The sequence below is a fragment of the Gilvimarinus xylanilyticus genome (assembly GCF_024195295.1).
In the GTDB taxonomy this organism is placed as follows: Bacteria; Pseudomonadota; Gammaproteobacteria; order Pseudomonadales; family Cellvibrionaceae; genus Gilvimarinus; species Gilvimarinus xylanilyticus.
The window spans coordinates 1,409,077-1,422,011 of record NZ_JAMFTH010000001.1; the positions used below are offsets into that span (position 1 = coordinate 1,409,077).

Below are 12,935 nucleotides of genomic sequence, written 5' to 3' on the forward strand. Positions count from 1 at the left end.
CTCCCGTTTAAGTGCGCACAAATTCGCGAACATCGACAAAGTGACCGGCGACACCGGCAGCAGCGGCCATGGCCGGGCTGACCAAATGAGTGCGTCCGCCATAACCCTGGCGCCCTTCAAAGTTGCGGTTTGACGTGGAGGCGCAGTGCTCACCCGCGCCCAGCTTATCGGCGTTCATGGCAAGGCACATGGAACAGCCGGGTTCGCGCCATTCAAACCCCGCCTCGACGAAAATCTTATCCAGGCCCTCGGCTTCTGCCTGTGCTTTGACCAAGCCCGAACCCGGCACCACCATCGCCTGCTTGACGCTATCGGCTTTTTGGCGACCTTTGACCACCTCTGCGGCAGCGCGGATATCTTCAATGCGCGAGTTGGTGCAAGAGCCGATAAATACGCGGTCGAGCTTAATGTCGGCAATAGGTTGACCGGCGTTTAAGCCCATATACTCCAGGGCCCGTTTCATGCCTTCGCGCTTAACGGCGTCACTTTCTGCCGCCGGGTCGGGTACATTATCGTGCACCCCCACCACCATCTCGGGCGACGTCCCCCAGCTCACCTGGGGCATAATATCGGCGCCGTTTAACACGACTACTTCGTCAAAGTGGGCGCCTTCATCAGATTTCAAATCGCGCCAAGCTTCGACCGCGCGCTCCCACACCTCGCCTTTGGGGGCATAGGCGCGATCTTTCACATAATCGATGGTGATATCATCCACCGCGACCATGCCCGCGCGGGCACCGGCTTCAATGGCCATGTTGCACACGGTCATGCGCCCTTCCATGCTCATGGCGCGGAACACATCGCCGCCAAACTCTACCGCATAGCCGGTCCCACCGGCGGTGCCGATTTTGGCGATAATCGCCAAGACCACGTCTTTGGGGGTCACGCCGTCTGCCAATTCGCCGTCCACACGGATCAGCATATTTTTCATTTTTTTGGCCACCAGGGTTTGGGTGGCTAATACATGCTCTACCTCGCTGGTACCAATACCGTGGGCGAGAGCGCCCAAGGCGCCATTGGTGGCGGTGTGCGAATCGCCGCAGACAATGGTCATACCCGGCAAACAGGCGCCCGACTCGGGGCCGATCACATGCACAATACCCTGGCGCTGATCGTTGATTTTGTATTCCACAATACCGAATTCATCGCAGTTATCGTCCAGAGTTTGCACCTGAATCAACGACACCGGATCTTCAATACCACTGATCCCCGAAGCCCGCTCTTTTACGGTAGTGGGCACATTGTGGTCGGGCGTTGCCAGTACAGAGTCCACCCGCCAAGGTTTGCGGCCAGCCAAACGCAGACCTTCAAAGGCCTGGGGCGAAGTCACTTCGTGAACGATGTGACGGTCAATATAAATAAGCGCCGAGCCGTCGTCGCGCTGTTGCACAAGGTGGGCATCCCACAACTTGTCGTAAAGAGTTCTCGCTGACATCTTTTCCTCTCTGATGGCTGTAGCGCCATTCGCTTTTCACGGTGTGAGGTCATACTAGCCCTGCCCCAAAAATAAAACAAATTTATATTTTTTATGCTATCCATTCCCTTTAGGAATACGTAAAATAGGTTTATGGACAGCCAACAACTGCTTACCTTTATCGCCGTGGCCGAGAGCGGGTCTTTCTCCGCCGCCTCGGCGCGTCTGCACTTGACTCAACCGGCGATCAGTAAACGCATCGCCGCGCTGGAGCAAAATGTGGGCGAGCAACTTTTCGACCGCGTGGGCAAGCAGATACAACTTAGCCAGGCGGGCAAGGTTTTGCTGCCCCACGCCCGCACTATTGCGCAAAATCTACAGGCCGCCGAGCGCGCCCTGGCAGATTTAACCGGCACCGTGGGCGGCACCCTGAGCATCGCCACCAGCCACCATATAGGCCTGCACCGCTTACCCCCGGTACTGAGTGACTTTAGCCGCGAGCACCCGGACGTGGTGTTGGATTTGCACTTTTTAGACTCTGAAAAAGCGATGCAGGCGGTGCTGCAGGGCGAGTTTGACTTAGGGGTAATCACCTTACCCGACACCCTGCCCCGCCAGATCGATAGCGCCCCCATATGGCATGACGATTTGTGCTTTGCCGTGGCTGAAAATCACCCCCTGGCCGGGCGCCGGGTGCAACTGGCCAGCCTCACTGAGTTCCAGGCCATTTTGCCCGATAGCAGCACTTACACCACGCAACGAGTGCAGCAACTGTTTGATCGCTCGCGGCTGCCCCTGAAGATTCATATGGTGACCAACCATCTGGACACCATCAAAATGATGGTGTCCATCGGACTCGGTTGGGGCGTCTTACCCCGGCAAATGCTCGACCCGGATTTGCGCGAGGTCTTTACTCAGGTAAAACCCATGCACCGCGAGCTGGGGGCCGTCACTCACCGCGACCGCAGCCTGAGTAACGCCGGGCGAATCTTTTTACAATTGTTAAAATCTCATTCACAGCATCAGCGGCGATGATATGATTAAATCCGCCTTTGATTCTGCCCCTCTCAGACTTTTGCCATAGGCTTTTATATGGATTTACGAATCGCACTTGCCTTACTTTTGACCTTGCCCCTCACCAGTTTTGCCGATGACTATACCGTCAGTGGCAAGGCGGGATTGTGGCGGGTCGATTACAGCGGCGAGCTAAATGGTGCAAACACCCACGACTTAGGCTTTGACGACGAAACCAGCCGGTTTATCGATGTGGCGGTGCAGCACGCCTACCCCAAATTCCCCTATGTGCGGCTCGCCTACACGCAAATTGACAGCACCCGCGCTGTGCGCTTAGACCCAGTCACCGTCAGCGATGCCAAGATAGATTTAAGCCATATCGACGCGACCGCCTACTACCGGGTGCTGGACAGCTGGGGGCGAATCGATTTGGGACTTTCCCTGCGCTATATTAACGGCGGCCTGAACACCGATACCGCCACGCAAGAGCAACACACCCACATCAATCAGCTCCTTCCTATGGCCTACGCCAGGCTTGAGTCTGATTTGCCGTTTGTGGGCTGGAGAGCCGGTGTCGAGCTTAGTGGGACCGACTTTCAAGACTATAAAATCGTTGATTACACTGTCTATGCACGCTATTTATTCGACGCCGTGCTGGATTTGGGCCTGGATGTCGGCTACCGGAATTTCGCGTTTGAGGCTGACAAAGGTGCGGGGAGCGACTTGGGCATGCGCGGCCCCTATGCGGGCCTGGCATTCGCCTTTTAATTGCGCATCAAAGTTTTGTCTCGGCAGGTGCGGGCCAACGACATTCAAAGCGCGCACCGGTTAGACGCTTGGGCTCACAGGCTCGCACCTCGCCGTTGTGCCAACTGATAATCCGATTGACAATCGCGAGTCCCAAACCAAAACCCTTAGTATCTTTGCCCGGCAATTGTTTAAGACGAGTGAAACTGTCAAACACCCGCGCGCGGTCGGCCGGCGCAATGCCGGGTCCATCGTCTTCAACCGCCAGGCAGTAACCCGACTCGTTAGCGCTTAATTGCACCCACACCTGCCCTTCGGCATAGCGCACGGCGTTACCCAGCAAATTTTGCAGCACCCGCTCCATTAAGTGCCACTCACAAAACAGCGGATGCTCGGCCAGGGCATTAGCAAATGTAAAGGTTATCCGAGGGTGACGCTGGCGCAACCGCTCGCTCATCTCTCGAGCCATATCAATGAGGGCGCCTGCAGGCTCGGCCTGCAACACCAACTGCTGAGACTGGGCCTCAAAGCCCGCATAGCCCAATAGCTGATTGATCAACGCATCCATATCATTAACGTCGTCGCGCACATTCGACAGCTGCCGCGCCACGGTTTGCGCATCCTGACTATCCTGAGCAATTTCCAACGCAAACTTCATCCGTGCCAGCGGGGTTCGCAACTCGTGAGATACCGCGTAAGTCATCTCCTTGTAGCTGGCCAACAGCTCGTCGATGCGCGATTGCATGCGGTTAAACTCGAGAGATAATTGATAGACCGGTGAGCGCCCACTCAGACTAATGCGCTTACCCGCCGCTGCGGCGCGCCCAAACTGCTGGGCCTGTGCCTGCAGGGATCGCAAATCGCGAACCAGGGGCCAGACCCACAAATAAATCACCAGGGCTAAAAACAAATAAAACAGGGCCAAGTAAACCCCGTACCAGCGACTTTGCGCCGCTTTAGGCAGTTCTACACGTAGTAATAACGATGTGCCGGGAACCAGGGTATAAAGCTCGCGCTGGTTTTCGCCTTCCACCCACTGGGGCTTACCGGCAAACACCTGTTGTGCCATTTCACTGTCCGCCAGATCCTCGCGGTGATAAACCCGACCGTCCAACTTTAGTGTATTCAGCTGTCGCTCCACCCAGACTTTGCGCTGTTTTTGCGGTTGGGCCTGGGCCCCCTGCGACAACTGGGCGATAAAAGCCTGCTCCAGGTCGGTGAGCGGATCCTGGCCACCGGCGTTAGCATAGAGCTTGTCCAACCCCCAACCCGCCAACATAATGGAAAGCACCACTGCGGCGTAGAGCGTGATAAAAGTCCGTTTAAGCACCTGGGCTTACCAAGCGTCTTCTACCAGCATATAACCCCGCCCCCAAACGGTCTTGATACGGGTGGGAGCCTCACTGTTATCGCCCAGTTTTTTACGCAGATGCGATACCCGTACATCCACGGTGCGGTCCAAGCCATCGTAGGGGCGATTGCAAATCGTGGTAAACAAGTACTCCCGACTCATCACTTTGCCGGGCTGACGCGCCAAGGTTAATAACAGATCAAATTCGTGACTGGACAAGTGCACCGGCTGCTCGTGCAAACTCACTTCACGCGCGCGGGTGCGAATGTGCAAACCGCCCACGGAAACTTCGTCACTGTCTTCCGGGACGCGGTTGGCGCGCCGCAAAAGCGCTTGTATGCGCGCCAACAATACTCTTGGCTCGGCGGGTTTTACCACGTAATCGTCAGCGCCCACTTCCAGCCCCAGCACCTGATCGGCATCGGCGTCGCGGGCGGTTAGCATTAAAATGGGTCCCTCGTAGTGCGCGCGGACATCCTTGCAAATGCTAATGCCGTCTTTACCGGGCAAGTTCAAATCCAAAATCAGCAGATCCGGTTGCAACCCCTGCACTTGCCTTCCCACCTGTAAACCATGGGACTCAACAACAACGGTAAGTCCATGGGCTTGCAAATAATCCTGCACCAGCGTTGCGAGACGCTCATCGTCTTCGGCTAATAGCACCACACTCATTAAAAAAAGCTCCAGGGGTTACGTCGGCGACGACGGTAGCGCTGGGTTTGCGCCACCACTTCAAATTCTCCCGAGGCAAGAACCCGGGACGGGTTTTGCGCCGCATCGATCAGTTGAAAACGTATATCATCGCGAGCCTCCAGGCTTGAGGCATGTCGACCCGAGCGCGAATTCTCCCAACAGCGCAGAGGCGCGGCCTCACCGGAAGCGTATAGGCACACGGTAAACGGCTCTTCGGCCTGCCAGCTAATGGTAATCTGGTCGCGGCAGTTGTCTTCACCCGCCTTTAAAATACACAAGCTGGGACGCACCTGCAGCTCCACCAGCGCCCCCTTGGGCGCCCCACTCGCCGACAAACAGGCACTGCTCAGCCAAGCTCCCAACAACATCCGTGTGCAGCGGTTAGAAATGGTAAACCCCTCCCACAAAAACCGTCGCCGACGTGCCTTTGTCCACCATGGGGCTCTCAGTAATCCCTCCTCCCAACCACTTATTATGCACCGTTGCCTGAAAGGTCCATTGCGGAGTAATAGGCCGAATCCAGTCGAGCCGGACAAAGGGCGTCACGCTGGCCTCGCCCCGATAATACAGCGATGAATTCTCGCCCACATCCGACTCATCCAAACCATAGTAATAGTCGACAAACTGATCGGACTGCCACACGGCTCCGCCGGCAAAAGTAAACCTATTGCGCTCAAGCGCTAGACGATAATCCACCCCGGCCCGGACTTCCTGACCTTTGTGCACACCGGAAACATCCTGCAACAGCTGCACACTAAAGGCCGTGCGGCCCCGGTAGTAAGCGTACTCAAGCCCCCCTAACACCGCCATACGGCGTTTGCCGATATCATTTAAGGTTACCGCATCGCCCACAGGCGCTGGGGGCGAGTTCATGGTTTTATGAAAAAACTCGTTAGGGCCGTCTTTATCGGTGGTGTTGGGAGTAATAGTTTCATCCCGGGGAACGTTCATATCCAGGTTTTCAGCACCGTTACCGAGAGAGCCGGAGCTGACCAAACCGCCGACATTAAAGCCGCCCCCGGTGCCCTCAAGCACAAAATTGCCCAGACTCAGATCATTGAAATACATTTGCTCCAACCCCAAGGTTGCCACCGCATTGAGCATGTGAGCGGGAGTTTCGACCAGAGTAAAGCCGAGGGAGGTCGTATCGAGGAAAAAACGCTCGCCGTAGTAACTGATTTCGGGCAGAAGCACCAGCGGGATGTCGTCGCCATCATAGAGCGGATTGGTTCGCACCCCGAGACCCAGGCCCACGGAAAACTGCCAGCTACCCACTGCCATACAGTCATCGGGATTTTGCTCGCAGTAAGCCTCTTCGGCGCCAGCAGCCTGCAACGCCCAAAGAAGAGTAAGCAATAAGACGAGACATGGTCGAAAGCGTTTAAACAAAAGTATCACCCAGGTTGATAAAGGGCCCAACGACAATTTGATTGCAACTGTCGACAAGGAAAACAGGCCCATAACCTCTCACTATAAAAAGTTGCGGGCGCCATGGCCACGCTTGGCGCCGCACTTTTTGTAACAGTTTGTTACCGCTTACTGTCTCAGGTGCTTGGGGTCGGGCACGCGCAGACGCTTGGCCAGAGGATGCTGCTGTTTTTTAAGCTCGCTTAATACCAGCTGCGCCACTTCGCGGGCTCCCAAATGATTAAAGTGGGTATCGTCAGTAACACCTATGGGGTAGTTGGGGTGCAAGTCCGGGCCAATGTGCATAAAGCGCAGCTTGGATAGCTCGTCGCCCATATCGGTGAAGTAGGCGCGGGTGACCGCTTCCATATCCACAAAAAACACCCCGGTCTGCTCAGCCACTTCGCGAACCAATTGGTCATAGCCGTTGTGGGTGGGCTCGATCTGCCCCTGATCATTAAAATAGCGACGGGTCACCGGGGTCATAAGAAGCGGCGAGGCGCCCGCCTTTTTGACATCGGCAATGAAGCGTTTCAGGTTGGCTTGGTAAGTCTCGGGGGGCGTGTAGCGATCTTTTTTGTGCTCGGACTGATCATTGTGGCCAAATTGAATAATCACATAATCGCCCGCCTGGAGTTCATCCACAATTCCCTGCCAGATGCCCTCTTCGATAAAAGTGCGGGTGCTGCGGCCATTGCGCGCGCGGTTATCCACTGCAATACCTTCGTCAAAAAAGTACGCAAAAGGCACCCCCCAGCCGGTTTCCGGGTAATCTTTGACATGCTTAATGGACATGGTGGAATCGCCGGCCATAAATACGTGGGTGGGACGCTCATCGGCGACGGCGGTAGCAGAGGCAACAACGGCCAGGGCGGCAAATAGCTTGCGAATCATAGGCATACCTTTTCTTATCGTTAAACGTTTTTAAAGGCTTAATCTTGCAGGGAAAACCGGTCCGCATCAAGGTGGGCGGGAAAGCGCTCGCGATAGGCCTGCAATAGCTTGGCGTTTAGTACCGCTTTGAGAGTCCCACTCTCGCGGCCGAGCTCGGCGACAACTTCGCCGGTGGGCGCAATCACCTGGCTGCCACCGGCGTAGGCTTGATCATAGGCATCCACGCCCGCGCGATTCACCCCAATTACATAGCTTAAATTCTCGATGGCACGGGATTTTAACAAGCTTACCCAGTGATCATGACGGGCCTCGGGCCAATTAGCCACGTAAATAATAACGTCGTAATCACCCTGATTGCGGCTAAAAACGGGAAAACGCAGGTCGTAGCACACCTGGAGCAGAAAGCGCCACTGTCGATAATTCTTCACCACACGCCGCGTCCCCTCGCGGTAGCGCTCGTGCTCGCCGGCCATACGAAACAGATGGCGCTTATCGTAGTAATCTAAAGCCGTATCGGGGTCGGAGACCGGCTCGGCCCACAGCATACGGTTGTAGTGCCCACCACCCTGTTCCATAACCACCGAACCGGTCACTGCCGCGCTGTGGTTTGCACTTTGGCGCTCTAACCATTGGCATGCTCGCCCGCCCATGACTTCGGCGTGCTGCCGGGCCCGGGGATGAAAGCCGGTGGTAAACACTTCGGGTAAAACCGCCAGATCAAACTCCCCCGCTTGCGCCAGCATCGCGTCCAGCTGGCGCAGATTCGCGTCTGGGTCGTCGCTCGTTATATCGCTCTGCAGCAGAGTAACGGTCAGATCATTCATAGCGGTTAAGGCAAACTAGCTTTGGCCTTTGGGAATGCGCGGAATATTGTGTTCAACCCCGCCGTTTTGCCCACGCTGGCGCAGGGCGTGATCCATGATCACCAGCGCCAACATGGCCTCGGCGATGGGGGTTGCGCGAATGCCTACACAGGGGTCGTGGCGCCCTTTGGTCACCACTTCGACCGCCTCACCGTGCACATCCACACTGCGCCCCGGGGTGCGCAAGCTCGAGGTAGGTTTAAGCGCAATATGGGCGATAATATCCTGCCCGGTGGAAATACCGCCCAACACGCCGCCGGCGTTATTGGAGGCAAAGCCATCGGCTAAAATTTCATCCCGGTGTTCGGTTCCCTTTTGCGCCACACTGTCAAAGCCCGCACCAATCTCCACGCCCTTAACAGCGTTAATACTCATCAGGGCATGGGCGATATCCGCATCCAGCCGGTCAAACACCGGCTCGCCTAGGCCCGGGGCGACATTGGAGGCCACCACACTGATCTTGGCCCCCACCGAATTACCCTCTTTGTTCAGCGCCTGCATGTAATCTTCCATTTCCGAGACCTTGCTGGCATCGGGGCAGAAAAAGGGGTTATTGGCAATTTCATTCCAATCGACGGTATCGATGGCAATGGGACCCAGCTGGGACAAGTAACCGCGTATCTCCACGCCAAAAAACTCTTTTAGGTATTTTTTCGCAATCGCGCCAGCGGCGACCCGCATGGCCGTTTCGCGGGCCGACGAGCGACCGCCGCCGCGATAGTCCCGCACCCCGTACTTCTGCATATAGGTGTAGTCGGCGTGGGCGGGGCGAAACTGGTCTTTGATATTGGAGTAGTCCTTAGAGCGCTGATCGGTGTTTTCAATGATCAGACCAATGGGCGTACCCGTGGTCTTGCCCTCGAATACTCCCGAAAGGATCTTCACCTGGTCGGCCTCGCGGCGCTGGGTGGTATAGCGCGACTGGCCCGGTTTGCGGCGATCCAGATCCAGCTGTATGTCTTCTTCACACAGCGCCAGTCCCGGCGGACAGCCGTCGACAATACAGCCCAGAGCCAGGCCGTGGCTCTCGCCGAAAGTGGTTACGGTAAATAGTTTGCCAAAACTGTTGCCGGACATAGACCTGTCGCCTTATTTCACTGCATTAAAAGGTGGGCGATTATACGCCGTTTTTGCGCGGGGCTCACCCCACCAGTTGCTCGCGGGTCAGGATAAACACCCCGTGCCCCCCGCGCTCAAACTCGACCCAGGTAAAGGGCAGCTCAGGGTAGGCCTCGGCCAGGGCCGCCGCGCTATTACCTACCTCAACCACTAGCAGCCCGTGGTCATTGAGATAATCCGCCGCCTCGGCCAATAATCGGCGGGTAAAGGCCAAACCATCGCTGCCCGATCCCAGGCCTATTTCCGGCTCGGCCTGGTACTCGTCGGGCATGGCCGCCAGATCTTCGGCATCCACATAAGGCGGGTTGGAGACGATCAAATCAAAGCAGTGGCCCGCGAGCCCCGCGAACAAATCGGATTCGATTGCCTGCACCCGGTGGGCCAGATCGTGCCGGGCAATATTGCGCTCGGCCACCGCCAGGGCCTCGCCGCTGATATCGCTCAGAGTGACCTCGGCATCGGCGAAATAGGTGGCGCAGGCAATCCCGATACAGCCACTGCCGGTACACAAGTCCAAGATATACTCGGGCTCAACCTCAAGCCAGGGGCTAAACCCCGCTTCAATCAGCTCGGCGATGGGCGAGCGCGGCACCAGCACTCGCTCGTCCACATAAAAATCCAGACCGCAAAACTTGGCATGATGGGTTATATAAGCGGCAGGCAACCGCTGCTCAATGCGCTGGGCAAAAAACGCCAATACCTGCTGCTTCTCAGCGACAGTCAGGCGAGCGTCCAATATCGCTGGATTATCAAACCCGGTCAGCGCAAGCGCGACACACACCAACTGCACAGCCTCGTCCCAGGCGTTATCCGTGCCATGGCCAAAATACAGGCCCGCGCGGTTAAACTCGCTGGCACCAAAACGAATAAAGTCGCGAACAGTGAACAACTGGTCTGTCACAGGGTTGGATTGATCGGTCATAGCGATGGTCACGTAATGAAATGAGGCTGCATTGTAGCGCAGAGGCCAAATGCTAGCGCAATGACCGGGCAAAACTTTAACGGCCCTTTACCTTAGGCGCCAGTTGGCGTAATGTTGCCGCCCTTTCATAAAAGGGTAATACTGCCCCTACTATGAGTTAAAGGCCACCGCGAGAGGTTAGAGACCACCGCGAGGATGCGCCACCGACGGGTTGAGACAGGATAACCAGATGCAAGAACATTTCGCCAAAATTATCGAGGGCATTGGAGAAGACCTGGAGCGCCCCGGGCTAGTCGACACTCCCAAGCGGGCGGCCAAGGCCTTCGAGTTTCTCACCAAAGGCTACCATCAATCGCTGGACGAGGTGGTCAACGGCGCCCTTTTTCCGTCCGACTCCAATGAAATGATTATGGTTAAAGACATCGAGCTGTATTCGATGTGCGAGCACCATATGCTGCCGTTTATCGGCAAGGCCCATGTGGCTTATATCCCCACCGGTCATGTACTGGGGCTGTCTAAAATCGCCCGCATCGTCGATATGTACGCGCGCCGCCTGCAGATTCAGGAGCAACTGACCGTACAAATTGCCGAATCAATCCAGCAGATTACCGGCGCCTCGGGCGTAGGAGTAATTATTGAAGCCAAGCATATGTGCATGATGATGCGCGGGGTGGAAAAACAAAACTCAGCCATGAAAACCTCGGCCATGCTGGGGTCTTTTCGCTCGAACCAAGCCACCCGCACCGAGTTTTTATCTCTACTGCGCTAACGCAGCAATACCACCTCTAGTCTGGCCTCGGCATCAGCTTTACCCGCCGGGGCTAAACTTCCCACCCCAAATACCTCTAAGCGCCCGGCCTCGACACCTTTAGCCTGCAGCGCCTTTTGCAATTTCTGGGCATAACCGAGCGAAACCCCTTGCTGCTCGGCAAGGGGCATTCGCTGGTAGTTGTGCCCCACCAGCGCCACTCTCATGTCGGGCTCGGCCGCCAGGGCCTGGGCCAGCGCATCCACATGCCCCTCTGCCAAAGCAATACCCTCGTCGGCAATGCGCAACCCGGCAAAGGCGGCGAAGCCCTCGCGCTTTAGCTGGCGCACCAAGGTCTCGGGATTGCTCGCCGCCTGATAGCGGTTGGCCTTATCGCTAGCGAGCACTTCCAGCTGCACATACACCCGCTTGTTGCCGCGCAGCACGCTGTAAAGGGTCACGTAAACGCCGGCGTGCTCCGGCGAGGTCATCTCAAAGGTGCCAAAATACTGGTGCTGATCCAGGCCGTACAACTGCAGCACCTTAAAGTGCTCGTTGGCCCAGGTATTGGAGGCGCCGCACTCGCGGGATTCACAGGTATAAAGCTCGCGCATGGGGTATTGCTTGAGCTGATCGTAAAAATATTCAAAACCGTCTCGCGCGCTGTGGGGGTCGGGCAACTGATAGGTTTTGCGCTCTAAGGTGCCGCTTAGCAGCTGTTCGTCCAAGCGCCAGAGGCCGCGCACTTTTTTGTAGTTACTTAACGCCAGCACATAGTCGTTTACCTCACCCGTAGAGGAAAACACCACCCGAGCGCCGGGAAAGTCGTTTAACGCTAGCTCGGTTTCAAGCGCTGACACCGACGCCGAAAAAACAATCAGCAAAAAACTGCACAACAACCAGCGCTTAGGTAAAAAATTCATTGATCAACTCTGCTACCTGATCCGATTGCTGTTCCATATGCAGGTGATGACCACCGGGCAACTGGCACAACTCGAGATTTTTATAAGACTTAACCGCCTGATCATACCCCGGAAACGACTGACTCATTCCCTTATCGCCAAGAATTACCCGACAAGGGGAGGAAATCGCGGCGACAAAAGCGTGAATCTGCTCGCGGGTCATTTTGTAAGACGAAGGGGCCAGCAAGCGCTGATCGGTGCTCCACTGAAAGCCGCCCTCCACCGCCGTTATGCCGCGCTCGGTTAATAGCCTTGCAGATTGCTCACTGAGTGGAAACATTCCATTAATCCGCGCTTTAATCGCCGCCTCTACGCTGGGAAATAATCGCAGTGGCTTGGCCGCCAGCTCGCGGGTTTTGCGTATCGATTCGGCCAGCTGCTGGGGCGCCTTTTCGGCCGCCACCGGCTCGGGGAAAATACCCTCGATCAGCGCCATTTTATCAATGCGCTCGGCAAAGGCCGCCGCGGTTAAGGCCGCGACAATCGCCCCGCGCGAATGACCAATAATGGAAAACTTATCCCACCCCAATCGGTCGGCAATGGCCAGGACCTCGGCCACATCCTCCCAGATATTGTAGGGGGCACTGCCCGGTCGGTGACAACTCTGCCCGTGACCGGCCATATCCAACGCAATGATATTGAGCCCGCGCAGCTGCGGCGCCAAAGGGGCAAAACTGGCGCTGTTGTCCAACCAGCCGTGCAGCGCCAGCACCGGCTGGCCCGACTCATCGCCCCACTGTTGCGCCGCAAAACGCAAACTGTCTATTTCAAACTGTCGCTCTCGCGCTCTACTCATATAAC

The 12,935-nt window shown here is 56.4% G+C and carries 14 protein-coding genes; 3 read left to right on the forward strand and 11 right to left on the reverse strand.

Annotated elements, in window-relative coordinates; genetic code table 11:
• Window positions 1–7: 7 nt before the first annotated feature.
• Complete coding sequence (gene leuC, locus M6D89_RS06065; protein WP_253967130.1) at window positions 8–1,435, reverse strand: 3-isopropylmalate dehydratase large subunit; 1,428 nt, start codon at window positions 1,433–1,435, stop codon at window positions 8–10.
• Between the two features lie 132 nt (window positions 1,436–1,567).
• On the opposite strand from leuC, the gene M6D89_RS06070 reads away from it, so the two are divergent.
• A complete protein-coding gene (locus M6D89_RS06070; RefSeq protein WP_253967131.1) occupies window positions 1,568–2,449 on the forward strand; it encodes a LysR family transcriptional regulator in 882 nt (293 codons plus the stop codon).
• A gap of 57 nt (window positions 2,450–2,506) precedes the next feature.
• Complete coding sequence (locus M6D89_RS06075; protein ID WP_253967132.1) at window positions 2,507–3,196, forward strand: TIGR04219 family outer membrane beta-barrel protein; 690 nt, start codon at window positions 2,507–2,509, stop codon at window positions 3,194–3,196.
• A 7-nt stretch (window positions 3,197–3,203) separates the two neighbouring features.
• Here M6D89_RS06075 and M6D89_RS17375 read toward each other — a convergent pair whose 3' ends face one another.
• From M6D89_RS17375 to prmB, 8 genes are all read right to left on the reverse strand, one after another.
• Window positions 3,204–4,505, reverse strand: coding sequence for an ATP-binding protein (locus tag M6D89_RS17375; protein ID WP_253967133.1), 1,302 nt, complete (start codon window positions 4,503–4,505; stop codon window positions 3,204–3,206).
• 6 nt (window positions 4,506–4,511) lie between these two features.
• A complete protein-coding gene (locus M6D89_RS06085) occupies window positions 4,512–5,198 on the reverse strand; it encodes a winged helix-turn-helix domain-containing protein (RefSeq protein ID WP_253967134.1) in 687 nt (228 codons plus the stop codon).
• Entirely contained in the window at window positions 5,198–5,554 is a 357-nt protein-coding gene (locus tag M6D89_RS06090; RefSeq protein ID WP_253967135.1) for a DUF3019 domain-containing protein, read from the reverse strand. The genes M6D89_RS06085 and M6D89_RS06090 overlap by 1 nt, the downstream gene beginning before the upstream one ends.
• Before the next feature lie 46 nt (window positions 5,555–5,600).
• On the reverse strand, window positions 5,601–6,575 hold the full coding sequence (locus M6D89_RS06095) for a MipA/OmpV family protein (protein ID WP_253967136.1): 975 nt from the start codon (window positions 6,573–6,575) through the stop codon (window positions 5,601–5,603).
• Window positions 6,576–6,755: 180 nt separating this feature from the next.
• Window positions 6,756–7,520 carry a rhamnogalacturonan acetylesterase gene (locus M6D89_RS06100; protein WP_253967137.1) on the reverse strand — a complete coding sequence of 255 codons (765 nt, stop codon included), beginning with the start codon at window positions 7,518–7,520 and terminating at the stop codon, window positions 6,756–6,758.
• Between the two features lie 38 nt (window positions 7,521–7,558).
• Entirely contained in the window at window positions 7,559–8,344 is a 786-nt protein-coding gene (locus M6D89_RS06105; protein ID WP_253967138.1) for an amidohydrolase, read from the reverse strand.
• Window positions 8,345–8,359: 15 nt separating this feature from the next.
• On the reverse strand, window positions 8,360–9,460 hold the full coding sequence (gene aroC / locus M6D89_RS06110) for a chorismate synthase (protein WP_253967139.1): 1,101 nt from the start codon (window positions 9,458–9,460) through the stop codon (window positions 8,360–8,362).
• 64 nt (window positions 9,461–9,524) lie between these two features.
• Window positions 9,525–10,424, reverse strand: coding sequence for a 50S ribosomal protein L3 N(5)-glutamine methyltransferase (gene prmB, locus M6D89_RS06115; protein WP_253967140.1), 900 nt, complete (start codon window positions 10,422–10,424; stop codon window positions 9,525–9,527).
• Window positions 10,425–10,653: 229 nt separating this feature from the next.
• On the opposite strand from prmB, the gene folE reads away from it, so the two are divergent.
• Entirely contained in the window at window positions 10,654–11,193 is a 540-nt protein-coding gene (folE, locus tag M6D89_RS06120; protein ID WP_253967141.1) for a GTP cyclohydrolase I FolE, read from the forward strand.
• Here folE and M6D89_RS06125 read toward each other — a convergent pair.
• Both M6D89_RS06125 and M6D89_RS06130 read right to left on the reverse strand, forming a co-directional pair.
• A complete protein-coding gene (locus M6D89_RS06125; protein WP_253967142.1) occupies window positions 11,190–12,095 on the reverse strand; it encodes a DUF4892 domain-containing protein in 906 nt (301 codons plus the stop codon). The genes folE and M6D89_RS06125 overlap by 4 nt on opposite strands.
• Window positions 12,079–12,930 (reverse strand): alpha/beta fold hydrolase, encoded by an 852-nt coding sequence (locus tag M6D89_RS06130; protein WP_253967143.1) that lies wholly within the window; start codon window positions 12,928–12,930, stop codon window positions 12,079–12,081. Before M6D89_RS06130 ends, M6D89_RS06125 begins: the two co-directional genes overlap by 17 nt.
• Window positions 12,931–12,935 lie beyond the last annotated feature (5 nt).